The organism is Sandaracinaceae bacterium, assembly GCA_020633055.1.
Taxonomy (GTDB): domain Bacteria; phylum Myxococcota_A; class Polyangia; order Polyangiales; family Houyiibacteriaceae; genus JADJJE01.
In genome coordinates this window covers 505,743-527,638 of the sequence record JACKEJ010000008.1, presented here as the reverse complement: position 1 = coordinate 527,638, position 21,896 = coordinate 505,743, and the positions used below count along the sequence as shown (strand labels likewise).

Sequence of the window (21,896 nt, the reverse complement as noted above, 5' to 3'; positions counted from 1 at the left end):
TGGGTTTCATGGCCGGATAATCTGCCTGTTCGCGAGCGTCGTCGAGGGGGACGAAGCGGGGCCACGCTCTACACATCCCGAATACGGGTAGGCCCCCGTGAAGCTGTTCGAGAGGCTCCTGGCCGAGACCCCGCCCGCGCCCAGCGAAGTCCGCGCGGGCGTGCCGGGCATGCTGGACGCCATCGTCTTGCGCGCCCTGGCCAAGAAGCGTGAGGACCGCTTTGCCAACTGCGACGAGATGCGCAAGGCGCTCATCGACGCGCTCAGCGTGTTGACTAACGAGCCCGTCGTGCCCGCGGTCTCGGCGGAGGACGACACCGTCATCCTCGGCCGCCTGGTGGACCTGCTCCCGGAGGACTAGCCCCGGCCGCTAGAGGTCTCCCGCAGCGGTCGACTCGCTACGTGACGCGGGTGTCCGGCTGACGCTTGGGGGGAGAGCCTTGCCGAGCGTCAGCGCGCCGAGCCCTGCGATCACGGCGCCCACCACGAAGGCGGCCTCAAAGGACCACGCCTTGGCCACGGGCCCTAGGGCGTGGCTGGCCAAGCTGGTGCCGCCGTTGAAGGCGCCCACCAAGAGGGTCAGCGCGCGGCCTCGGGCGTGCGGGTCCACCCGTTCGACGGCGAGCGCGCTCATCGCGGGGAAGTGCGCGCCATGCACCAGCCCGTGCAGCGACCCCACGATGAACAGGTGTTCCGGGCCAAGCCAGGCCAACGCCAGCGGCGGGATGATGTAGGCGATCTGCGCGGTCCGCGCGACGCGGTGGCTGCCAGCCCAATCGGAGATGCCGCCCATGCCAAAGCGCACCCCGAGCGCCATGAGCACAAACCCAAAGAAGTAGTCGCGCACCTGCACCACCCCTTCGGACAGCGCGAAGGGTTGGTAGAACGCCATGACCGCCATGAAGCCAAACGCGCTCAGGGTGGAGCTGATAGCCACGCGCGCTAGCGGCCAGGTCACGAAGCCCCACGTCCCGGCGCGCGCCACCAGGTCGGTCGCCTGCCGCTCTGGGCGCGTCTGGCGGGGCAGCCGCAGCGCGACCAACATGGCGAGCGCGGCGGCGCTAGCGGCAAAGAGGTAGGCTCCGCGCCAGCCGTAGTCGGGCAGCAGCAGCTCCCCGATGAACGGCGCCACCCCGTTCATGCTGAGGTTGGACGCGCCGAACCACGACATGGCGCGGCCCAAGCTGGACGGGGGCGCGAGGTCTGCCGCCATGGCGGCTCCCGCGTTGAAGCAGAACACAAACCCGAGCCCCTGCAGGGCCTGGAACACGTACAGGCGCCAGTCGAGCACGGGCACCGTGGCGGTGCCGAGGGCGGCCAGCACCACCAGCAAGCTCCCGCCGCTCATGAACCAGCGCGCGGGGAAGCGGTCGATGTGCCGGGTCACCAGGGGGATGCTCAGCACGATGGCGATGCCGGGGACGGACGTCACCCAGCCCACCTGCACCGGGTCCGCGGCGAACCGCTGAACGGCGAACTTGGGGATCACCAGGAACATGCACCAGCCCAGGCCAAACAGCGCCTGTGTCAGCAGCAGCTGGGCAAAGACCGGGGTGGCCAGCCGCTCGCGGGTTGGCTGCGCGGGGCGGGCGACCGTGTCAGTCATGAACGCGGTCCGCGCTCAGTCGTCTGCAGGTGCGCTGGCTGCGCTTGAGGCGCTGGAGTCGCCGTCGCCGCTGGCGCTCGCCTTGCGGTTGCTGGAGCCGGAGTACAGGTCCGACTCCCAGCCGCCCCCCTTGAGGATGAAGCTGCCGCCCGAGATCATGCGACGCGCCTTCAGCTTGCCGCACTTGAGGCACTTCTTGATGGCGTCTTCGGTGATGCGCTGTTCGCGCTCAAACGATTGACCGCAGGCGTCGCAGACGTAGTCGTAGGTCGGCATCGGGGGAATCTCCGCTGCGGAAATTGCGCCCGAATGCGCGCCTGTCAAGCCGTGCCGCCCACGCCGCAGCGTGAACTCAGGCCTCGCGGGCCTTAAGCTCTTCCAGCGCGGCTTCCAGCTCCACCATCTCTTCGTCGGAGAGCTCGGCTTCTTCTGGGGCGACGTCGGCCTCGACGCGCACGGGAGCGACCTCTGCCGCCGGGATGAGCCCCATCTGCTGCTTGAGGGCCTCGAGGTCGGCGTCGGCGCCGCTGGTGGCTTCCAGCTTGCTGAACTTGTGCTTGAGCACGTCGCCCGAGTACTCCTCGGACAGCTCGGCGCCAGCTTCGGCCTCGGCCTCCAGCTGGTTGATCTTCTCGGCCATGCGGTCGAACGTGTCGAAGGCGCTGGTCTCGGAGAGACCGCTCATGGTCTCTTGGATGGACTTCATGGCCACAGCGCGACGCTGCTGCGCGATGAGCACGTTCTTCTTGCGCTTGGCTTCTTCGATCTTGTTGTTCAGCGCGCGCAGGGCGAGCTTGAGCTGGTCGGTGGCGTTCTTCTGCTTCTGCCACTGGTCCTGGAACGTAGCGCCCAGCTGGTCGTGCTCTTTCTTGCGGAGCAGCGCCTCTTTGGCGAGCTCGTCGTCGCCGGCGCGGATGGCCAGCATGGCTTTGCGCTGCCACTCCTCGGCGACGCTGGTCTCGTTCTGGAGCTGCTTCTGAAGCCGCTTCTCGTCCGCGATGGCGACGGCGACCTGCTTCTTCGCCTCCACCAGCTGCGTGTTCATGTCCACGATGACCTGGTTCAGCATCTTCTCCGGGTCTTCGGATTTGCTGATGAGGTCGTTGATGTTGCTCTTGATGAGCGTCGCCATTCTGCCGAAGAAGCCCACGGTCTACCCCTTAGCTATTGGACTTGGCGAACCCGCGAAGGGTGTCGAGGTGATTGGAGAGGGCCAGCGAGAAGTCATCGAACGTCCCCTGGAACTCATTGTAGTCGAGGTTTTCGGCGCGCAACGTACAGGTCAACACCACCACGCCGTCGGTGATTCCGTAGGCGCCATGGATCATGTCGCGGGCGTTCATCTCCAGCAGCGTGGCGAAGAACTCTTCGGTCCGCTCGATGGCGTCCAGCGTGGTGACCTTCATGCGGAAGATGACCAACGGGCCGGCTAGGTTGACGACCACGTGCTCGCCCCAGTCAGGGTCGCGCACGAGCCACATGGTGCCTTCATCGCCCAGCTCGCGGTACGGCAGCTGGGAGCGGACCAAATACGCTTCGATGTCATCTCGGGTTCGCATCCGGCCGTCAGGCTACCACAGCGCCCTTGGCGATCGTTCCCAAGATTCACTGGTGGACCGCCCGGCTCACGGGCTCCGTAGGTCTCCCGTTGCCCGCTCCAGGCATCGGCCCACAGCGCGCCGAGGCCCACGGACCCGGCTACTCGTCCAGCAGGTGCCCCATGCGCGCGCGCTTGGTCGCCAGGTAGTCCCGATTGTGCTCGTGCGCCTCCACCACGTGGTCCACGCGCTCGGTCACCATGACACCCTCGGCTTCGAGGCCGCTGACCTTCTCGGGGTTGTTGGTCATCAGGCGCACGGAGCGCACCCCCAGGTCGGCGAGCATGGCCGCCGCGATGTCGTAGCGGCGCAGGTCGTCGTCGAAGCCCAGCACGCGGTTGGCGTCCACGGTGTCGTAGCCCTCGTCCTGCTTGGCGTAGGCCCGGATCTTGTTGCCCAGCCCGATGCCGCGCCCTTCTTGGCGCAGGTACAGCACCAGCCCCTGGCCGGCGTCTCCCACGCGCCGCAGCGCCAGGTCCAGCTGCTCGCGGCAGTCGCACTTGAGCGAGTGGAACACCTCGCCCGTCAGGCACTCGCTGTGCACGCGCGTGAGCAGGCCCGCGCTCTCGGCGATGTCCCCGGTGTAGAGCGCCACGTGCTCGAGCCCGGTCGCCTTGTCCGCGAACACCACGCAGCGCAGCTCGCCGTACTCGGTGGGCAGCTGCGCGTCGGCAAAGCGCTCGAGGCGGGGGCGTTCGTGTGGGGCCATCTGGGCGTTGCGGACGGGGCTCACGGAGCGAGCCAGGCTGTTCGTGCGTGCGGTCGCGCGGGACATGAAGTGTTGCGCTCTGCGGTCGGGGGAGGGAAATGTAGGAGGGTCAGGCCGAGGGTCAAGGAGCGGGTGGGTCGAGGGTCCACATGAAGGCTCGGTTGTCTCGCTGATGGGATGTCGCTTGGAGCACGAACGACGTTACATCCCGGTCCGGATCCAGCCACAGAGGCGCTGGGGGAACTGGCGGCAGGCCCCAGCGGTCGTGTTCAGGTGGGGCCTCGTTGAGCTGCTCGCCGAGCGCGCGGTCATCCTCCTGGCCCTCGGTGGGCACGGCCTCGGCGTCCTCGGTTCCCCACACCTGTGCGCGCCAGCAGGCACACGGCATGAGGCCGGTCCCGCCGCCCACCGCGAGCCGCACGGCGTCCATGGCCGGCACCCCTGTCGCTGGCAGGGCGCTCAGCGCCGTGATGTAGCTCAGCTCGTCACCACCCAGCGGAAGCACCCCCGTGAGGCCGCTCGCCTCGAGGGCGCGCTGCAGCGTCAGCTTCGTGTCCGCGTCGAGCGCGCGCGGCCCCACGACGTCCAGCTCGACCACGCCGGCTTCGGTCGCCACCTGCACGAACGTACGCAGGTCCGCCATCTCGAGCGAGCGGTCCACCAGGACACGCAGGGCGCGCCCCGGACACAGGGCTCGCCGCTCCGCGGGCACGTCGAGCGCCACGATGGCCATCCGCTCGCCCAGCTCGACTTCCCCTGGGCGCGGCGACGTGTTCGGGACAGGCCCGGGAACCTCCGGTGCGTCGTGTTGCTGCGCGAGGGGTGCGCTCACGAGGGCGCGGCTCAGCGCCTCGGTGTCGGCGTAGCGTGCCACCAGCTGGCCGGACGGGTCGAGCACGCCGGCGTCGGTCAGGATGAAGCGCGCGGCGCGGCGGCCTCGGTCGATCCATGCGTCCCCCACGGGGACAGGCGTCACGTCGACGGACGCCCATGGCGGCCACGGATCCGGCGTGGCGCGCGCGAGCGACAGCCGAGTCCCCACGCGGTCCATCCCCAGCACACCCACGAACGCCAAGATCAGCGCGACGTTCGCGGGCCCGCCAACGCGCGCGTCTCCCGGTCGGACCAACCAGCGCATCCCCAGCGCCGCGGGCACGAGCGCGACGAGGGCGCCGAGCCGCGCGGCGCTCAGGGTGTCGAACACCACGCGATGCTTCGTGAGCAGGCCGGCCTGGAAGACCGTCTGCACGCCCACGACCGTGTAGCAGGCCGTCGCGACCCACACGGCGAGCACCGTCAGCGTCCCCAACACGATGGCGGTGCGCGCGCCCTCCCGGGCTTCGGGCGAGCGCTGGGTACCCGCGAAAGCCACGAGTCCCGTGAAGAACGCGGCGGCCAACGCCGGCATGGGGCCAGCCTCGGCTGGGAAGCCATAGACGACTCCCCACACCGGCAGCGTGACGATCCCCAGCGCGGCGCCGCGCGCGTGCGGTCGGTCGGCGCGCGCCGCCAGCCACACCGTGGCTGCGGCAGCCCACAGGCAGGCGGCCGTCAACGCGCCGATCGCGCGGGCTTCGTGCATGTAGTACGTGGCGACCAGCGCCTCCTCGGGCTCTCCCAGGCCCCACAGGGGCACGTCTCGGTCGTCGAACGGCGGGCTCGCCCGGAGGCTCGTGCTCTGGGCGGCCAGCGACACGAACCAGGGCAGCGATCCGGCCACGACGTCCAGCGCGGCCCACACGTGGTGACCGCGCCGCCGTGCCACCATGCAGCCCACCAGCACCAAGGCGCCCACCAGCGCACACACGAGCCACACGTCGCCGAGCGCGCGCTGCCGGAAGCCCAGCTCGAACACGCGGTTCACACGGGTGCCCGTCGCGACGCGGTACGCGAAGGGCAGGCACAGCGCGACCAACGGCAGCATCAACCACACGGCGCTGTGCGGCTCGCGTTCGGGCGCGGGTCGCTCGAGAGCGGGCGCTGGGGCTTCACGGGGCGGGGCTTCGCGCGACATGCGCCATCCGACACCGGCGGCGCCCAGGCGTCAAGGTGCCGCGGGGCGTCGACGCGCGACACCGCCGGGTCTGGTCCCGCGGCCGACACCCGCGAATCTCCGTGGGTCGCCCACGGGGGTGCGGCTATGCGCTGGCGCCGAACTTGGTCGCGATGGCCAGCGCCTTTTGGTACAGCGTCGGGAACGAGCGCTGCACGCGGTCGATGGCGTAGGCGTCCGCGCCGATCAGGATGCGCCGCTTGTTGGCCTTCACCCCCTCGAGGATGACCCGCGCAGCCTCGTCGGCCGTGGTGCGTGCGATCTTGTCGAACTGGTCGGCCGACGTCTGCTTGTCCTTGCCCAGCGCACCCTTCGCACTCATGCGCGCGTTGCGGGCGATGTTGGTCTTGATTCCGCCGGGGTGCACGCAGCTGCAGCTGATCTTGCTGCCCTCGATCTCGAGCTCCTGCCGCAGCGCCTCGGTGAAGCCGCGCACCGCGAACTTGGACGCGTTGTAGGCGCTCTGTGTGGGCACGCCGATGATGCCGAACACGCTCGACACGTTGACGATGTGCCCCTCGCCTGCGCGCTCCAGGTGCGGCAGGAAGGCCTTGGTGCCGTAGACCACACCCCAGAAGTTGATGCCCATCAACCACTCGATGTCCTTCAGTTCCATCTCCCGCACGGTTGCCCCCAGCGCGACGCCCGCGTTGTTGAACACGAGGTGCACGGCCCCGAAGTGGGCGGCCACGCGCTCGGCGTAGGCGAAGAACGCCTCCTTGTCGGCGACGTCCAGGCGTTCGGTGTGCACCTCGGCCGCCCCCGCCGCGCGTGCCAGGCGCGCCGTCTCGGCCAGTCCGTCCTCCTGCACGTCGCTCAGCGCCAGCCGTGCGCCTTCGCCCGCCAGGCGGAGCGCCAAGCTGCGACCGATACCCGACGCAGCACCCGTGATGACCGCGACCTTGCCCTTGAGGTTCTTCATGAACGCAAGCCTAGACCGCTATTGAACATGAGTCAACAGGGCCGGGGTGCTGCTGAGAACGCTGGCGTGGCGGGACCTCGGCTGGTCCCGTCCACGTCGTGCGTTAGGGGACGCAGTTCGGAGGGAAGCAGTATTCCTCGCTGGGGAGATTCGTCGGTGTCCAGTCGACGACGACGCGCGCACCGTCTGCGAGCACGTAGCACGCGCCTGTGAATGACTGGATGGGTCCGCGCGTCGCGCACCAAACGTAGTCGCGGTCCACAATGCTCACGCAGCTGTCCTCCGGCGCGAGCACCAAGCCCGCGATCGTCAAGCAGTCGCTGGGGCAGGGTTGGGCGTCGGTGATGAGGAAGTCACAGATGGTTGTCGGGGCGTCGCTGCTCCCGTCCATTCCGGTTCCTTGGTCGACGCCTGCGTCCGGCCGCGGAGCGTGGTGCTGACCGCAACCAAGCACGAAGCACGCCGTTGCCACCAAGCTGAGGGAGTGTCTCATGGTTAGAGCACCCCGCTCACGACGCCGAGCACGCTCTGTACCGGACGCAAGCTACTCTTCAGCCAGCAGCGCGCGCGCCGGTCAGCTGGGTACAAAGAGGGGTCTGCGTACGCCCAGGTCCGGCACTGTGTGTTGGCTGCGCAAGCCCTCTGACACATCCCCGGTTCTGGGTAGTCCATAGGGAACACGTTGTAGTCTCCCCCCGGGCGGTCGACGCCGTACTCCCGCCCGCCGGTCCGCACGAGGCCCGACGTGCACGACGTGCACGTTTGCGTGGGCGCGGGCGTGCCCGTCTTGAGGTAGCATCGGTTCTGGCCCGATACGAACGTGAAGCTCGCGCAGTCCGTGATGCCGACGCACCACTGGCGGCAGACCTCGGCGCTGTTGACGGTCAGCGAGCCCAGATCGGAGCCCCAGCGGTCGTAGCCCACCTCGTACCCCGGGCGCACGATCGCGGTGACCGCCCCTGTCTGCGGGACGGAGTTCCCCACTGCGTTCTTGAGCCGGCACTCGGAGCCGCTCCCCACGTTCACCACCTCGTACGCCATGCAGCTCGATGCGATGGCGCAGCGCTGGTTGCAGCGCTCTACTGGCGCGTCGCCCGATGTGCCACCCACCGGGCGCACATCGGTCCAGACCTGGTAGGTGTTGCCCGGTCGCGCACGGTTTCGCTCGAAGCTGTCGTTCCAGCGCACGTACATGGACCGCGTTGTAGCGGCGTCCAGCGTCGAGATAGACTGACCGGGGTTTGCCCCGGGCTGCAGAGTGAAGACGTTGCGTAGATCTCGCGAGAACGCGGTTGGGATGTAGTGCATCAGTGAGTTCTGGTCCCATGCGCCAACGTATTGGATTCCGAACCCCGTGACCGGCTTCCACTCCCAGTGTCCGTCGATGCACTTGATGAAGTCGTTTCCGGTTAACCCATGGCAGCCGCAGTCGTCACCACCCGTCTCCTGGCATTGACCCACGCCGCACTGGGCGAAGCTGGTCGCGTTGTTGCGGCAGCCCAGTACGCTCGATGGTGTGAGCACAGCGTCCGTGCGCTGATGCGCATGAAAGTGACCGATCGCATGCCCGAGCTCGTGGGCGATCGCTGGGTTGATGCTGCACGGGCCGCTTGCCCTCAGGAGCACCCACTGGGGTCCTCCTGCTCGTCCGACCGCGGTGGACCTGCAGCGGTTGTTCTCGCCCGAGTCGCCAAACAGCAGGTAGTCGGACTCGTTGGTCCGGCGCACGAATTGGATGCCGGACACGCCCTGCCAGGAGGCAATCGCTAGTTCGATGTTCGCTCCCGTCGTCGTACCGGCCCACTGCCCTACGTCCCATGGCACGATGTCATTCGGCCAGTACAGCAGCTCCTCACTGACGATGACCGATTTCGGCCGTGGGTCGGGGGCGTCAGGCTCCTTCAAGTACGTCCGCTCGTCCGTGACGATGTTGCGCCACAAGGCCAGCAGGTCCCCGAACACGTCGACCCCCAAGGCCGTGACCACACCTCTTGTCTCGATGCCTTGGAACACGATGACCACGGGCTCGCCCAAGTGGGCCAAGCCCCACGCTCGCAACTCTGCCACTTGGGCTTGCTGCTCTGGCGGGAGGTCCGACACGTCATCGGGGCTCGTCGGGACAGGCGAGCCCGTGCCGACGTTTGCCGCGTCGTGGACACCCACGCCGCCGTCACTTGTGGAGGCGGTATGCCGGCTATCGTCAACCCCACCGTCGCCGCATCCGTACACGAGGCACACCACAAGCGATGCGAACCTAGCTTGCGTCCTCGTTCGAGGGTTGTGTTGTCCTACTCGGGGGGGGGGCTTGGTTCACCTGCGGTCTAGTCTGACCCATTGCAATCCTCCTGCGAAGAGGCGCACAACTTAGCTGTTCTGACAATCAGCTACAAGCGATGTGCGACAATCTGCGGCGTGACGCTCACAGCCGGACGCGCAGAGCGAACGCGGGGATCAACACGAACCCGCCGCGGTTGCGGCGCTCGCCGTTGGCGTGCATCCACCAGCGCTCGTAGGCCGCGCTGAGCTCGATCATCGCGTGGATGCGCCGAAACCCCGCCGCGAACCCGAGCACCGCGCCCGCGCGGATGCCCGTGGCCCGCACGTCCGACGTGCCGCTCTCCGTGCGGAACGCGCCCATCACGTAGTCCATCCCCACGCGCGGCCCGACCCACGTCTCGTACACGCCGCCGTAGTCGGCGCTGTAGAGCAGCGGCAGCTCGACGCTGGCGCGCACGCCGCCACGTGCAGGGTCGGGGTCGCGGTCGTAGGCCTTGCCCAGCAGGAACGATGGGCTCACCAGCCAGACCGTGCGGTTGATGCCGTCGGCGAGCAGCCACTCGTGCCGATAGGACAGGCGCGCGCTGGGTCCGATCACGGCGAGCTCCGCGTCGGTGTGGTGGTTGATGCCGTAGCGGGCCACCGCGACCGGCGCGACGCCCTCCCCCAGCGCAGAGCGCTGCAGGGCCTGATCACCTCGCGCTGGGGCGACGCCGCGCAGGTCGCCGGTAGGGATGCGCGCGGCTCCCCCAAGCGCTGCGTCCACGCGGCTCTGCGGGGTGGTGGCGCCCCCGCTGAGCAGCGGGGCGGGTGAGATGCACCCTGTGGCGCAGGCCGCCGCGGAGACGACCAGCGCGCGCACGAGACGTGCCAGGTTGGCGGCCGGGGGCTCGGGGGATGGGGACACGGCGCGGAGCATACTCCGCACCTGGCGACCGCGCATGAGGCACGCGCCGGGCTACAATTCTTGTGCTCGGGTGGTGGATCTCGTCGCCTGGCTGCGATAGCGTGAGAGCCGAGGTGGAGACACTGACCCAAACACTGCTGGTGCTGGACTTGGACGAGACGCTCGTCCATTCGAGCCCCTCGCGCCTGGAGCGCGAGCCCGATCACGAGGTGCTCGGCTATCACGTCTACGAGCGCCCCGGGGTGCGTGCGTTCTTGGACGATGCGTTCGCACACTTCGAGGTGGGCATCTGGACCGCGAGCACGGCAGCGTACGCTGCGGCGGTCCTCTCTCGGTTCACCGACGTCTCTCGCTTTCGCTTCATCTGGTCCCGCGAGCACTGCTCGATCGCCACGCACCCGACTACGCGCCGCTTCGACCTGCTCAAGGACATCCGTCAGCTGGAGCTGCTGGGGTACGATCCTGCGCGCATCCTGTTCGTCGACGACCTGCCCCACCGCCTCTGCCTGAGCGTCGACAACATCATCCAGGTCCGCCCTTTCACTGGCGCCATGGACGACGACGAGCTGGGCGAGCTACGCACCTACGTCTCGTGGCTCCATCCCGTGCGCGACGTCCGCGTGGTGGACAAGCGCGACTGGCGGCACGAAGTGGGAGCGCTGCGCATCGCGAGTGACCTGCGATCCGAACAGGGGACTGTCTCGTAGCGTTCTGTGACGCGCTCGCATGCGAGCGCGTCGAACGAGACCCTACGACCCCTCGGGGCTGGCTCGCGCTGCGGCGGTGAGCACGCCCGTCTTCGCGCCCATCGGCTCATCGTGTGAACGAACTCGTCCCCCACCATGCACGCAGTGTTCGTCATTTGGCGGTCTTCGCCGACGCGTCGCCGGTTGCTCTCCGTGGGCACCGACGGCATCATCCTCCGATGCCCGACGACTCGCTCGAGGTCGACGCGCTGTGCCGGGTGGCGCGCGGCGACCGGGAAGCTCTCGCGTGTCTCTACGACGCGCACGGTGAGGTCGTCTATGGGGTGCTCATGACCATCCTGCGCCAACCCAGTGAGGCGCAGGACCTCCTGCACGACGTGTTCGTGGAGGTCCTCGAGCGCGCGGGCGACTACGATCCACGGCGAGGCAGCGTCCGCGGCTGGCTGCTGATGCGCGCCCGCTCGAGAGCCCTGGATCGCGTGCGGTCGGCGCGCGTGCGTCGCGAGCGCCTGACCAACGGAGACGACCCCGAGCGGACACACCCGGCGCCCGGGCCCGACACCCAGCTGGACGACGCGCGTCTGCGCCACCGCCTGGGGCAGCTGGACGAGGGGCCGCGCGCCGTGTTGGAGCTCGCGTACTTCCGTGGCCTCAGCACGCGCGAGATCGCCGTGTTGCTGGACATCCCCCAAGGCACGGTCAAGTCGCGGGCCGCCGCCGGGCTGCGCGCCTTGCGTTCCGAGCTACATGGGGGCGACGCATGAGCCGCTCATCGCCATCCCAGCCGCCCGACGGGGCCCTCGCGCCCGACGGAGAGGAGGACCTGCTCAGCGGTGAGCTCCTCGCGCTGATGGCGGAGGGCGTGCGCTGCTCCCCCCCGAGCGGTCTACGTGAGCAGCTGCTGCGCGCGCCCCTCGCGGGGCGCCTCGCCCGCTTCGCCGAGCCGGTCGCGCGGCTGCTGGACGTGGACGTCACGCGTGCGCAGGGGCTCCTCGACGGCATCGACGCGCATGGAGCATTCGTGCCAGGCCCGTTCCCCGACCTCGACATCTCGCTCTGCCACGTCGAGGGGGGCCCGGCCGTGGCCGACGCGGTGACGGGCTTCGTCCGCGTGGCGCCAGGGGTCACCTTTCCAGAGCACGAGCACCTGGGCGAGGAGCATGTGCTCATCCTTCAGGGTCGCTACGTCGAGCTGCAGACCGGCGTCGAAGCCGGGCCAGGGGACGTCGTGACCCGCCCCGGCGGAAGCAGCCACGCGCTGACCGCGCTCGCTGGCGGGACCGACCTGCTGTACCTGGCCGTGGTCCACCGTGGGGTCAAGATCGGCGACGTGGTCATGGGGCCAGAGTCGCCCGAGCTGTGACGGAAAGCACAACGCTCCGTCTCGGGCGTGAGCCGAAACAGAGCGGACATGGCGAACGATGGACCGACCCCTGGGGGCCGGGAGGCTCTGCGCGTGCGAGGAGGCGCCGCGCCGGATCAGCCCTTGCTGATCTTGCCTTCCTTGTGCGACGTGTGCTTTCGGCACTTGCCGCAGAACTTCGAGATCTTGAACTTCTCGGGCATCGTGCGCTTGTTCTTGTCGGTCGTGTAGTTGTCGCGACCGCACTCTTCACAGCTCAATTTGATCAAATCACGCATGGGGATCCTCGGGAAGGCCGGCGAGTGTAGCGCTCGCGAGGGCCCGGTCAAGGGAGATCTGGGCAGTCAGAACACGCTGGGAGAGCCGTCCTGCGGCGGCTCGGCGCGCCAGAGGGGGATCAGCGCGCCCAGGAACAGAAACGAGAGCACCGTGCCCAGGCCGAAGACGGCCGCGTACCCGAAGCGCGCGGCCAGGAACCCTGTGGGGGCGGATACGATGACCTTGCCCAGCACCTCCAGCGTGGCGAGCAGGGTGTAGTGTGACGCGCCGATGCGCGCGTCGACGCGCGACATCATGAACGCGAAGGTGGCGGTGGTCAGTGCCCCTCCGAAGAAGTGTTCCGCGCACGTGATGACGAGCACGTGCCGTGGGTCCGCGCTGAACCCAGCGACCAGCCACCACTCGGCAGCCACGGGGAGGGCGCGTAGCGCGGTGAAGAGGGTCAGGGCGCGCAGCAGCCTCATGTGGCTCGCCGCCAGGCCACCCATGAACGACCCCATCAGGGAGAAGAGCATGCCCCACGTGCCGACGATGCGCCCGATGTCCTCCGTGGCGTAGCCCAGCGACTCTACCAAGAACGGCTTGAAGAGCGCGTCGGCCATGGACTCGCCGGCCTTGTAGGTGAAGACGAACAGCAGCAGGGCGCGCGCGTCTGGTCGGGCGAGCGCTCGCTGCAGCGCCTCCCGCACCGGTCGCGCCGTCTCCCACAGCGACCCCCGCGCGGTGTCCTCGGGCGCGCTGCGCGAAACCGCCTGGCGGCCCTCGGGCTCGGGTCGCACCGCCGTCCACGCGAGCACCGTCAGCACGCACCCGCACATGGCCGTGAACACGCCGCGATATCCAAAGAGACCGACCTGACTGAGCAGCAGCCCGCCCCCCACCAGCATGCCGATTTTGGCGCCGACCACTTGAGCGATGTTGCCGTACCCCAGGTGCCGTTCCTCGAGGAGGTCGATGGCGTAGCCGTCCACCGCGATGTCCATCGTCGCGCTGAAGACGCTCATACCCAGCACCAGCGTGATGACCAACGGCAGCGGCCCGTCGATGCCAACCACGGCGAGCGCGGCGCACGCGAGCGCCAGGCCGGCCTGCATGGGGAGGAGCCACGAGCGGCGGCGACCGATCGCTGGCCAGTACAGCGTGTCCACCCATGGGGCCCACAGTAGCTTGAGCATCCACGGGAGCCCCAACCCCACCCCGAGCAGGGTGATGGACTCGATGCCGACCCCACGCTCGATCAGGATCACGGGCACCGCCACCGTCTGAAAGCCGTAGGGCAGCCCCTGCACGAAGTAGAGCGCCAGCAGCGTGGCGAGGCCGGCGACAGGCAGCGCCCCGTGGTCCTCTGCGCCCGTCCCAGAGCCGCTCTCGTCCGCGTCCGGCAGCCCCCCGCGGTCGCCATGGTCCCCGCCCGGGGCGCTCGGGCTCATGGGGTGCGGCTGCCCAACCGCGCGAGCACCTCGTCGGCGGCCCGCTCCCCGGCTTGGATGGCGCCTTCCAGGTAACCCGTCCACTCGGTCGCGGTCTCCGTTCCCGCCCAGTGGATGCGCCCGACCGGGGCGCGCAGGGCGTCACCGCACGCGCTGTACGTCCCCGGCCCCATGATGCCGACGGGGCACCCACGACTGAAGGGCTCGGTGGACCAGTCTTGCTCGACCAGCTCCTCGATGTCGGCCGCGTCCTTGCCGAAGTAGCGGACCAGCGCGTCCGTCACGAGCCCGCGTCGCTGCGTGGGCGTCTGCTCGGACCACGTGCGCGCGTGCTTGGCCACCACGAACCCCAAGAGCATCGGCACGGCGCCGTCGTGTGACGTGTTGTCGAACACGACGCTCATCGGGCCCTGCGTGCTGACCACCTCGCCCGAGTAGCCGCGCTCACGCCAGAACGCCTGCGGGTAGCGGCAGAGCACCTTCACCGTGTTGCCCATCGGGACGCGTTGGGTGAGCTGGTCGCGGCGTCCGGGCAGCGCGGGGTCGTACGCGATGCGCCCCGCCAATGCAGGTGGCACGGCGACGATGCAGCGCTCTGCGCGCACCCGTCCCTGGGCGCTGTGGACCTCGACGCCCGCCGGCGTGTGGACGACGCGAGTGACCGGCGCCTCCAGGGTGAGCGCGTCTCCCAGCGTGGCCGCGAGGCGCGTCGACACGCTCTGCGCGCCCTCCACGAAGCGGTCCTGCTGGGCTCCTCCGCGGATCTCGGCCAGCTTCAGGAGCCCGCCGCCAGCGTTCAAGTAGGCTAGGAAATAGAGCAGGCCCAGCTCGCCCGGCTCGGCGCCGAAGATGACGCGCACCGCGACGTCGAGCAGCCCGTTGACGCTCTCGAGCTTCACGAACTTGCGACGGAACGAGTCGAGCGTGGCCCGATCGAGCTCGCCCGCGTTCGCGGCGCTCAGCGGGTCGCGTGCCGGAACCAACTTCTGCTGGCGGTCGAGCAGCGTCAGCGCCGCCTGCATCTGCAGCAGCGCCGGGATCGAGATGCTGGGGATCTGGCTGCGGTACTCGGAGATGCGCCCGTTCATGTCCAGCACCTTCTTGCCGTCGTCGAAGGTGGGAAAGGTTCGAATGCCGAGCTCCCGGGTGAGCGCAGCGAGGCGGTGCTGGCCGGGGCCGATCCACTGGCCACCCACATCGAACGTGGCACCCCCGATGTCGCGCGACCACGTGCGCCCGCCCACCCGGTCCCGCGCTTCGAGGACACGTACCCTGGCGCCCGCGTTCGCGGCGCGCCTGGCCGCGCACAGCCCCGACAGCCCCGCACCGACGACCACCAGGTCGGCGTCGTGATCCGCGCTACTCATCGGGGGTCCCCGCGCCATGGGCGTCGTGCGCGCCTTGCGTGTCGCGCTCGTCGGAGGGCTCCGTCGCGCCAGGTCCCGGGTCGACGAGGTGTGACATCGCGGTCCCACCGACGACGACACCCACGCCCTCGCCTTCGCCCTCGACGGTGAGACCCTGTGGCGGCGGTGCGCCGTCGGAGCCTGCCGTGGACGTGTCGAACAGGGGTCCGAACTGCGACCAGGCGACGCCCACGATGAGCGCGACGAGGACGAGCACGATGGCCCACTCGCCGATGCCGCGTCGCTCGTCGCCGGGGAGCACGGGCTCCGCCGCCTCGTCGTCACGCACCCTGTCGTCAGGGTCTCGGGCGTCCTGCGCGGGGCTGGGGTCGGTGGTGGGTTGGCTCATGTGGATCCAGACGGCCAGGGGCTTCGGACGAGGGGAGCGCTACACGAGGGACTGTACCGCAGCCGGCACGGGCACACGAGCGCGAGCCACCGTGACGGGCGTGTCAGGCGAAGAGGAGCTCCAGCGCTTGGCGATCGTCGGCTGCGTCACCGCCGGTGGACGACGGAAGCAGCAGCACGGCGCGGCCGGGTCCCACGCGGACGTGCGCGGCGTCCACCTGCCCATGCGCGAGCCCCCGCGCATGCAGCGCCGCCAGCGCACCCTCGAGCTCGCGCTTGACGCGCAGTCGGTCGAGCCTGCTGAGCTCGCCCGTGAGCGCGGGGGTCCCGAGCGGCCACTCGAGCACGGCCTGTCCGCGGGTCGCGTCGACGTCGAAGACGGCTTGCAGGTGCGGGTGGTCCGCGCCGGCGAAGGCCACCAACGCGCGCGCCCGCGCCGCGTCGACGTGAACGAATTGCACCTGACGGTCCACCAGCGTGTCGAGCATCAGGGTCACGCCGGCGTCGGTCGCGCTGCCCGGTGCGTCGGGCAGCGGCACGAAGCGCCCGTCGGGTGCCAAAGGATCTCCCTGCCCAACCGCCGTGTGTCCGCCCTCGGCGAGTCGGTCGCTCGCCGCGTGCGCGGGGGTACCTTGGGTGGCACCGCTGATCAGAGCGCCGCCACCGAGACCAGCCGCCGCCAACGAGAGGGCGTCCTGGTCAGGGTCTACCCACGTGAGTTCGTCCAGCCGTGCGTGCAGCGTGTTCGCGTCCTGGACGCGAGCGTGTGGGTCCTTCTCGAGCATGGCCCCGAGCAAGGCGTCGAACTGCGTGCCGAGCACTGGCGCGCAGGTGGAGACGAGCGGCGGCGCCTCGCTCAGGTGCTGCGTCACGAAGTCCGGGCCCTCGAACGGCAGCCGGCCCGTCAGCATCTGGAACGCGACCACCCCGAGCGCGTAGAGGTCGGTGGCGGCGCTCGGACGGCCTCCACCCGTGACCTGCTCCGGGGCCATGTAGGCCACGGTGCCGACCATGGCCGAGGTCAGCGTCGCGCTGAGGTCCGCCAGGTGCGAGGCCCCGAAGTCCCCGAGCTTGACCTCCCCGGTGTCGCCGAAGAACACGTTGGCGGGCTTCACGTCTCGATGCGTGACGCCGCGCTGGTGCACGGCCCCGAGCGCCGCCGTGAGCGACCTCAGCACGTGCGCTACCACGGGCAACGGCAGGCGCGTCCCCGCGCTGACGAGGCGTCGCTCGAGCGTCCCCCCGCCCATCAGCTCCATCACCAAGAACGGCCCGTTCGGGTGGAACTCCAGCACGCGAACGATGTTGGGGTGGTCGAGCGCGGTCGCGATGCGCGCCTCCCGCGCGAAGCGGGCGTACGCGTCGCGACCACGCTCCCCACCCCCCACGCTGAGCACCTTCACGGCGACGTCACGGTCGTAGAACGTGTCCCTGGCGCGCAGCACGCGCCCCGTGGCGCCAGACCCCAACGGCTCGAGCGGCTGGTAGCGGCCCGCGAGCAGCTCAGCCCGTACGCTCTCGCGCTGCAGCGCGAGCAAGCCGTCGTCGTGTCCATACGCGCGTTCGAGGTACTCGCGCACAGACACGGGCACCGCGGGTTCGAGCGTTCGCAGCCGCTCGAGGCAGCGTCCCGCGGCCTCGTCGAGCTGCAGGGCCGCGAAGCACGCCACCATCATGCGCAGCGCGCCCGGAGCGTGCTCGGGGTCCCTCTCGGCGCTCTGCAGCGCGGCGACCGCGGGCTTGTAGCGTCCGAAGCTCGCCAAGATACGGGCCAGGCGGAGCGCCGCGCGCGCGTCCTCGGGGGCCTCCTTCAGGCGGCGCTCGTACAGCTTGCCGGCCTCGCGGTAGCCGCCCAGCGCCTCGTGGCAGCGGGCGGCGTCGAAGAGATCCCCAGCGGTCACGAACGCGTCCGCGGCCTCCGCGAGCCGTCCGCTCGCTTCCAGCAGTCGCGCCGCGTCGTGGTGCCGCCCACGTTCACGGGCGTGGGCCGCCGCGGCCTCGGCATGGGTGTCGTCTCCGAGCAACACGGCGAGCGCTTGCGCGATGCTCGCCGCGTCGTTGGACGACACCGCATAGCGGTAGGCCAGCGCGGGTTCGCCGGCGCGCTCGGCAGCGCGGCGCGCCGCGCTCCAGTCCCACACCTCGGCAAAGAGCGCCGCGGCGCGCAGCGGGTCGCCCGAGGCCAGCGCCAGCGCTGCGGCTTCGCGGTGGTCTCCGCGTCGGGCCAGCTCGGCGATGCGGTCGTCTTGGGGTGCGCTCACGGAAGGAGTGTAACGTGCGCCGCAGCGCTTGCCTTCATGACCCGCCGGGTACGGCGGCGTCGAGCAGCTCCGAGGCGGGCTGCTCGCCCGTCGCGTCGGCCGTGTCGCCGCCTGCGTCGTCCTCGACGGGGAGCTCGCCGCGCGCGCGCGCTCGGTGGTCTGCTTGGTGTGCCTCGCCGCGCCGCACCTGACGTTCCCGCGAACGCGCCCCAGGCGCCGAGCGGTCCACCCAGAAGTAGCTCCGCGACCTCACGTCGATGTGTACGAAGCCGCTCTGGGGGTACTCGCCCACCCCGGTGTAGCCGAAGGTCCGGGCGAACCGCGCCAGCTGGGTGTTGCTCACGCCCGGCGCCACGATGTCCATGGCGCGGCCCTGGCTGTGCCGGCTGGTGCTGCGCGTGTCGCGGTAGCCGCTGATGAGCCAGAGGTAGGGCACCCGAAACTCGCGCACGATGCGGTAGGCGCGCTCCATCAACGCCGGGTGGACGTCGTGCGAGAGGGCGTCGCGGTAGGAGAAGGCCTTGCGCGCGGCTCGCAGTTGGTAGGCCGAGAAGAGACCGGTCGCGTCGGGCACCAGGCTGTAGTGTCCGGGGTAGCGCACGGGGCGGAACACCAGTGGTGCGGGGCTGTGACTGGCCCACTGGGCGACCGCGTCGCTCGGTGCGGGCTCGTGCCAGCGGGCGACCTGTCGACGGTACGCGGCAGAGGCACGTGCTGAGCTGTTGCTGCGTCGGTTGCGCGAGCCCGTGCTCGAGTGGGTCATGCTGGTGCTCATCGCGCTTCGACCTGCGCGCGAGCGGGTCATGCTGGTGCTCATCGCGCTACGCCCGGAGCTCCGCGAACGCGTGCTGCTCGCGGCCCGTCGCTGCGCCGCAGCGTCGTCCAGCAAGACTCCGCACAGCCCGCCGCTCAGCCCAAGCAAGGCGAGCGCGAACGAGACCGGCGCGAGTCTTCGTCGGACGGAGAGCATCGGCCCCATGATGTCGCAGGCGCGCGGCCATAGCGAGCCTCGCGTGCATCGCGCGCGGCTTTCACGCGCTCCTACAGCTTGTCAGCGACGTCGCGCGCGCCCGTGTCGGCACGCTCCGTCGGGCTCGATGCGCCGCTCTTCGCGAGCTCCACGGCGAGCACCAGCGCGGCGCGCGCGGCGTCCTGTTCGGCCTCCGTCTTGCTCCGGCCCTCGCCCGATGTGTAGGCCTGCTCGCCGAGGTAGAGGGCGACGCGAAAGCTCCGCGCGTGGTCCGGCCCGTCGGTGTCGAGCAGCTCGTAGCGAGGGGTCAGCCCGTGGTGTCGCTGGGCCCACTCTTGGAACGTCGTCTTGTGGTCGCGCTCGCCGCGCGTCTCCCCCAGGCGCGGCCCCAAGAGGCGCTGCACCAATGCGACCGCCGCCTCGAAGCCGCCGTCTTGGTGGACGGCGCCCACCAGCGCCTCGACGCCGCTCGCGAGCAGCCGCGGCTTGCGGCGCCCGCCACTGCGCTCCTCGCCCCGACCGAGCAGGAGCGCCTCGCCCAGCCCGAGTTCGTCCGCCAGCTCCGCCAGACCTGCCTCGCAGACGAGCTCGGCGCGCCTCCGCGTGAGCTCCCCTTCCCGTACGTCCGGCAGGCGCTCGAAGAGCATGGCGGTCACGCTGGCACCCAGGACCGCGTCTCCGAGGAACTCGAGGCGCTCGTTGTGGCGTGGCGCCCGCTGCTTGCGCTCGTTGTGGTACGAGCGGTGGGTCAGCGCCTCGTGCAAGAGGCGCGTGTCGCGGAAGCCGTAGCCCAGCCGCCGCGTCAGCGCGGCGATCGGATCGGGGCTCGCCGGTGCACTGGCTGGTGGGCTCTCGGGAGGTGTGGAGGCGTGGCTCACGGGGAGGGAAGCGTTAGAGTGTTCCACGTGTTCATGCGCGCGATGTCCCGTCGAGTCCAGCGCCGAGCCTTGCCGAGGGGGAGGGGCGCGCGGGTGCGTCATTGGTGTTGGCGCACGCTGTTGGTGGTGTCCGTGATCGGGTCGGGGTTCGTGGACGAGTCGGCCCTCCCCGCTCGGGCCAGCGTCCCGCCCGAGACCCTCCCTGCCTCGGTGGTCCCCGCGCCACGCCGTGCGCGGCCTCGCACACCGCTCGCGCTCGACACTGCCGAGCCTGCGGCGAGCCTCGCCGGCCAGCGGGTGGTGGCACGCCTTTCAGACATCCGGCACCGGCTCGTCAGCACCCGCTACCAGCACCGGACGCGGGTGCGCGAGTCGCGCGGCGAGTACGCGTGGGACTGTTCCGGGATGGTCAGCTGGATCCTCGCGCGCGAGGCGCGTGTGGCCCTGCGGGGCCTCGCGAGTCCACGACCGGTCGCCCGCAGCTACGTGCAGGCGATCGAGCGTGCGCCGACGACGCGCGCTCGCCGTGGGTTCCGGCGGCTGGCCCACGTGGCCGAGGGGCGTCCCGGCGACGTCTTTGCGTGGCGGAGGCCCCTCGATTGGGGACCGGGCGCGACGGGTCATGTGGGCTTCCTGCTGTCTCGACCCGTGCCCGTGCCCGAGTGGCCGGATGCGTACGTGTTTCGCGCGGCGGACGCCACCAGCTTCGGGCACCAGGACGACACGCGCCCGGACGGAAGCGGGGGCGGCTACGGCGAGGGTACGCTGCTGGTGACCACCGACGGAGAAGGCAACGCCACGGGCTACGGGTGGTACGGGCGCTACTCGGACTGGGTCGTCACCACGCCCGTGGTCTTCGGGCGCCTGGAGTGACGCCAGGTCGCCCTCGAACCGTGGGAGGCGAGCCTACTCCTCGGATTCCTCCTCGGAACCACCCACCACGTACTCGCGCAGCTCCGCGCGCTGCGTGACCGTCAGGCCGGTCATGTTGGACGTCATGCTGCTGCGCGTGGCGACGACGCCGACGTCCGTGCAGTAGACGGTCTCCACGTGGATCTCCATCTCGCCCCCGTCTTCGTTCACCTGGACGCAGGCTTCGAACGTGCCTCGCGGGGTGGTGATGCGCACGTCCGTGTCGACCACCTGCGCCTCACGGCCATTGCGGCTGGGCCAACGCGCGCCGACGGTGACGGGCTCGCGCAGCAGCCACCCGCCACTGTCGGGCAGGTAGATGCCCTCGGGGCGCAGCTGGTAGGTTTCGCGCGAGTCCCGCGCGAACAGCGACGCCACCGTGAACTCGCCGCCGGTTCCGCGGGTCACCTGGATGCCCGCGATGGTGGGCCCGTGGCCGTCTTGGTCGTAGGCGTCGTACGTCCAGACGTTGCCTTCGGCGAGCGGCATCAGCCTCTGCGCGGCGTGTCGGGCACCGATGGGCTCGCTGGCGCCGGGACCGCCCTTACAACCCGCGCCCGCGCCCGCGCAGAGCGTCAAGCACAGGCCGAGACGGAGGGCGAGGCGCGCGCCGCGAGACACGCTGGCGCGCCCCTCGTGGGGCCGCTGCGACGCAGCCGAGGCGCGCGAGGAGAGCGGTGCCGAGGCGCCGGACGGCCAGGAGGTGCGAGGGGGCGAGGGGTGGGTCATGAGAGCGCGAACCGCCAGGTGGCCAGGAGGAAGAACAGCAGGGAGAGCCCGAGTACGACGTACTGGGCGGGGTCGGCCGAGACCTTGCCCAGTAAGGACAGGGCCTCGCGCATCGTCTCAGCGTCGGCCTCGGTGTCGTTGGCCAGCGGACCGACCAAGCGTCGCACCTCGTGGAAGTCGCCGGCGTCGAACGCGCGCTGTGCCGCTTGGACGGTCGCTCTGTGGTCGGACATCCCCCGCTTTGTTGCACATTCCGAGCCGCGGTTCAGAGGAAATGCAAGGAAGGCCAGAACCGGGCTTTACACACGGGATCTCGGTCTTTAGGGTGACGGGGTGAGCACTACGTCCCCGTACGCTCCATTCCCTCTGACCCGATTGGGCCTCGTGCCCCACGACGGTGTGAATCCTTTCGAGGAATCGGGACAGCGAACCTCGGGGCGGTTAGGCCCCCATCTCAGAAACGTCCCTTCTGAGGTCTGGTGCTCTACGGACCGCCAGAGACCCCGGGACGCCGGCACTTGGCCGGGGAGGCGAGCAATAT

24 protein-coding genes are annotated in these 21,896 nt (G+C 70.0%); 5 read left to right on the top strand and 19 right to left on the bottom strand.

Annotation, left to right across the window (positions count from 1 at the left end):
* The first annotated feature begins 97 nt into the window (after positions 1–97).
* Complete coding sequence (locus H6726_19040; protein MCB9659752.1) at positions 98–361, top strand: hypothetical protein; 264 nt, start codon at positions 98–100, stop codon at positions 359–361.
* Between the two features lie 9 nt (positions 362–370).
* Here the strand turns inward: H6726_19040 and H6726_19035 are convergent, their stop codons facing one another.
* From H6726_19035 to H6726_18990, 10 genes are all read right to left on the bottom strand, one after another.
* Positions 371–1,606: an MFS transporter gene (locus H6726_19035; GenBank protein MCB9659751.1), complete on the bottom strand. Its 1,236-nt coding sequence runs from the start codon at positions 1,604–1,606 to the stop codon at positions 371–373.
* A gap of 15 nt (positions 1,607–1,621) precedes the next feature.
* Positions 1,622–1,882 carry a zinc ribbon domain-containing protein gene (locus H6726_19030; GenBank protein MCB9659750.1) on the bottom strand — a complete coding sequence of 87 codons (261 nt, stop codon included), beginning with the start codon at positions 1,880–1,882 and terminating at the stop codon, positions 1,622–1,624.
* Positions 1,883–1,958: 76 nt separating this feature from the next.
* The gene (locus tag H6726_19025) at positions 1,959–2,756 is read right to left on the bottom strand and encodes a PspA/IM30 family protein (GenBank protein ID MCB9659749.1); all 798 of its coding nucleotides are present in this window, start codon (positions 2,754–2,756) and stop codon (positions 1,959–1,961) included.
* Positions 2,757–2,766: 10 nt separating this feature from the next.
* On the bottom strand, positions 2,767–3,165 hold the full coding sequence (locus H6726_19020) for a hypothetical protein (GenBank protein MCB9659748.1): 399 nt from the start codon (positions 3,163–3,165) through the stop codon (positions 2,767–2,769).
* A gap of 139 nt (positions 3,166–3,304) precedes the next feature.
* Positions 3,305–3,913 carry a GTP cyclohydrolase II gene (gene ribA / locus H6726_19015; GenBank protein MCB9659747.1) on the bottom strand — a complete coding sequence of 203 codons (609 nt, stop codon included), beginning with the start codon at positions 3,911–3,913 and terminating at the stop codon, positions 3,305–3,307.
* Positions 3,914–4,034: 121 nt separating this feature from the next.
* A complete protein-coding gene (locus H6726_19010; protein MCB9659746.1) occupies positions 4,035–5,927 on the bottom strand; it encodes a hypothetical protein in 1,893 nt (630 codons plus the stop codon).
* Positions 5,928–6,051: 124 nt separating this feature from the next.
* Entirely contained in the window at positions 6,052–6,888 is an 837-nt protein-coding gene (locus H6726_19005; protein MCB9659745.1) for an SDR family NAD(P)-dependent oxidoreductase, read from the bottom strand.
* A 103-nt stretch (positions 6,889–6,991) separates the two neighbouring features.
* Positions 6,992–7,381 (bottom strand): hypothetical protein, encoded by a 390-nt coding sequence (locus H6726_19000; protein MCB9659744.1) that lies wholly within the window; start codon positions 7,379–7,381, stop codon positions 6,992–6,994.
* A gap of 2 nt (positions 7,382–7,383) precedes the next feature.
* Entirely contained in the window at positions 7,384–8,988 is a 1,605-nt protein-coding gene (locus H6726_18995; protein ID MCB9659743.1) for a hypothetical protein, read from the bottom strand.
* Between the two features lie 319 nt (positions 8,989–9,307).
* A complete protein-coding gene (locus tag H6726_18990; protein ID MCB9659742.1) occupies positions 9,308–10,072 on the bottom strand; it encodes a hypothetical protein in 765 nt (254 codons plus the stop codon).
* 113 nt (positions 10,073–10,185) lie between these two features.
* On the opposite strand from H6726_18990, the gene H6726_18985 reads away from it, so the two are divergent.
* The 3 genes from H6726_18985 to H6726_18975 all read left to right on the top strand — a co-directional run bounded on the left by H6726_18985 (position 10,186) and on the right by H6726_18975 (position 12,142).
* Positions 10,186–10,779: an HAD family hydrolase gene (locus tag H6726_18985; GenBank protein ID MCB9659741.1), complete on the top strand. Its 594-nt coding sequence runs from the start codon at positions 10,186–10,188 to the stop codon at positions 10,777–10,779.
* Between the two features lie 218 nt (positions 10,780–10,997).
* Positions 10,998–11,543, top strand: a complete 546-nt coding sequence (locus tag H6726_18980; protein ID MCB9659740.1) for a sigma-70 family RNA polymerase sigma factor — start codon at positions 10,998–11,000, stop codon at positions 11,541–11,543.
* A complete protein-coding gene (locus H6726_18975; GenBank protein MCB9659739.1) occupies positions 11,540–12,142 on the top strand; it encodes a cupin domain-containing protein in 603 nt (200 codons plus the stop codon). Before H6726_18980 ends, H6726_18975 begins: the two co-directional genes overlap by 4 nt.
* Before the next feature lie 116 nt (positions 12,143–12,258).
* Here H6726_18975 and rpmG read toward each other — a convergent pair whose 3' ends face one another.
* From rpmG to rnc, 7 genes are all read right to left on the bottom strand, one after another.
* Positions 12,259–12,420: a 50S ribosomal protein L33 gene (rpmG, locus tag H6726_18970; GenBank protein MCB9659738.1), complete on the bottom strand. Its 162-nt coding sequence runs from the start codon at positions 12,418–12,420 to the stop codon at positions 12,259–12,261.
* A 66-nt stretch (positions 12,421–12,486) separates the two neighbouring features.
* Complete coding sequence (locus H6726_18965) at positions 12,487–13,851, bottom strand: MFS transporter (GenBank protein MCB9659737.1); 1,365 nt, start codon at positions 13,849–13,851, stop codon at positions 12,487–12,489.
* On the bottom strand, positions 13,848–15,218 hold the full coding sequence (locus H6726_18960) for a flavin monoamine oxidase family protein (GenBank protein MCB9659736.1): 1,371 nt from the start codon (positions 15,216–15,218) through the stop codon (positions 13,848–13,850). The genes H6726_18965 and H6726_18960 overlap by 4 nt, the downstream gene beginning before the upstream one ends.
* On the bottom strand, positions 15,211–15,606 hold the full coding sequence (locus H6726_18955) for a hypothetical protein (protein MCB9659735.1): 396 nt from the start codon (positions 15,604–15,606) through the stop codon (positions 15,211–15,213). The genes H6726_18960 and H6726_18955 overlap by 8 nt, the downstream gene beginning before the upstream one ends.
* A gap of 103 nt (positions 15,607–15,709) precedes the next feature.
* A complete protein-coding gene (locus H6726_18950) occupies positions 15,710–17,866 on the bottom strand; it encodes a protein kinase (GenBank protein ID MCB9659734.1) in 2,157 nt (718 codons plus the stop codon).
* A 34-nt stretch (positions 17,867–17,900) separates the two neighbouring features.
* Entirely contained in the window at positions 17,901–18,836 is a 936-nt protein-coding gene (locus H6726_18945) for a DUF882 domain-containing protein (protein ID MCB9659733.1), read from the bottom strand.
* Positions 18,837–18,907: 71 nt separating this feature from the next.
* Complete coding sequence (rnc, locus tag H6726_18940; protein MCB9659732.1) at positions 18,908–19,816, bottom strand: ribonuclease III; 909 nt, start codon at positions 19,814–19,816, stop codon at positions 18,908–18,910.
* Between rnc and H6726_18935 the strand changes: the two genes are divergently transcribed.
* Positions 19,808–20,587 (top strand): hypothetical protein, encoded by a 780-nt coding sequence (locus H6726_18935; protein ID MCB9659731.1) that lies wholly within the window; start codon positions 19,808–19,810, stop codon positions 20,585–20,587. The two genes, rnc and H6726_18935, sit on opposite strands and share 9 nt — an antisense overlap.
* Before the next feature lie 33 nt (positions 20,588–20,620).
* Here H6726_18935 and H6726_18930 read toward each other — a convergent pair whose 3' ends face one another.
* Together H6726_18930 and H6726_18925 are read right to left on the bottom strand one after the other, a co-directional pair.
* On the bottom strand, positions 20,621–21,115 hold the full coding sequence (locus tag H6726_18930) for a hypothetical protein (GenBank protein MCB9659730.1): 495 nt from the start codon (positions 21,113–21,115) through the stop codon (positions 20,621–20,623).
* A gap of 236 nt (positions 21,116–21,351) precedes the next feature.
* Positions 21,352–21,588, bottom strand: a complete 237-nt coding sequence (locus tag H6726_18925; protein MCB9659729.1) for a hypothetical protein — start codon at positions 21,586–21,588, stop codon at positions 21,352–21,354.
* Between the last annotated feature and the right edge of the window lie 308 nt (positions 21,589–21,896).

Excerpts from the sequence above, each read along its gene's own strand:
- H6726_18960 (MCB9659736.1), bottom strand. The coding sequence starts at position 15,218 with ATGAGTAGCGCGGATCACGACGCCGACCTGGTGGTCGTCGGTGCGGGG.
- H6726_19010 (MCB9659746.1), bottom strand. The coding sequence starts at position 5,927 with ATGTCGCGCGAAGCCCCGCCCCGTGAAGCCCCAGCGCCCGCTCTCGAG.
- rpmG (MCB9659738.1), bottom strand. The coding sequence starts at position 12,420 with ATGCGTGATTTGATCAAATTGAGCTGTGAAGAGTGCGGTCGCGACAAC.
- H6726_18955 (MCB9659735.1), bottom strand. The coding sequence starts at position 15,606 with ATGAGCCAACCCACCACCGACCCCAGCCCCGCGCAGGACGCCCGAGAC.
- rnc (MCB9659732.1), bottom strand. The coding sequence starts at position 19,816 with ATGACGCACCCGCGCGCCCCTCCCCCTCGGCAAGGCTCGGCGCTGGAC.
- H6726_18925 (MCB9659729.1), bottom strand. The coding sequence starts at position 21,588 with ATGTCCGACCACAGAGCGACCGTCCAAGCGGCACAGCGCGCGTTCGAC.
- H6726_18965 (MCB9659737.1), bottom strand. The coding sequence starts at position 13,851 with ATGAGCCCGAGCGCCCCGGGCGGGGACCATGGCGACCGCGGGGGGCTG.
- H6726_19020 (MCB9659748.1), bottom strand. The coding sequence starts at position 3,165 with ATGCGAACCCGAGATGACATCGAAGCGTATTTGGTCCGCTCCCAGCTG.
- H6726_19000 (MCB9659744.1), bottom strand. The coding sequence starts at position 7,381 with ATGAGACACTCCCTCAGCTTGGTGGCAACGGCGTGCTTCGTGCTTGGT.
- H6726_18975 (MCB9659739.1), top strand. The coding sequence starts at position 11,540 with ATGAGCCGCTCATCGCCATCCCAGCCGCCCGACGGGGCCCTCGCGCCC.
- H6726_19030 (MCB9659750.1), bottom strand. The coding sequence starts at position 1,882 with ATGCCGACCTACGACTACGTCTGCGACGCCTGCGGTCAATCGTTTGAG.
- H6726_18930 (MCB9659730.1), bottom strand. The coding sequence starts at position 21,115 with ATGCCGCTCGCCGAAGGCAACGTCTGGACGTACGACGCCTACGACCAA.
- H6726_18980 (MCB9659740.1), top strand. The coding sequence starts at position 10,998 with ATGCCCGACGACTCGCTCGAGGTCGACGCGCTGTGCCGGGTGGCGCGC.
- H6726_19035 (MCB9659751.1), bottom strand. The coding sequence starts at position 1,606 with ATGACTGACACGGTCGCCCGCCCCGCGCAGCCAACCCGCGAGCGGCTG.
- H6726_19005 (MCB9659745.1), bottom strand. The coding sequence starts at position 6,888 with ATGAAGAACCTCAAGGGCAAGGTCGCGGTCATCACGGGTGCTGCGTCG.
- H6726_18945 (MCB9659733.1), bottom strand. The coding sequence starts at position 18,836 with ATGCTCTCCGTCCGACGAAGACTCGCGCCGGTCTCGTTCGCGCTCGCC.
- ribA (MCB9659747.1), bottom strand. The coding sequence starts at position 3,913 with ATGGCCCCACACGAACGCCCCCGCCTCGAGCGCTTTGCCGACGCGCAG.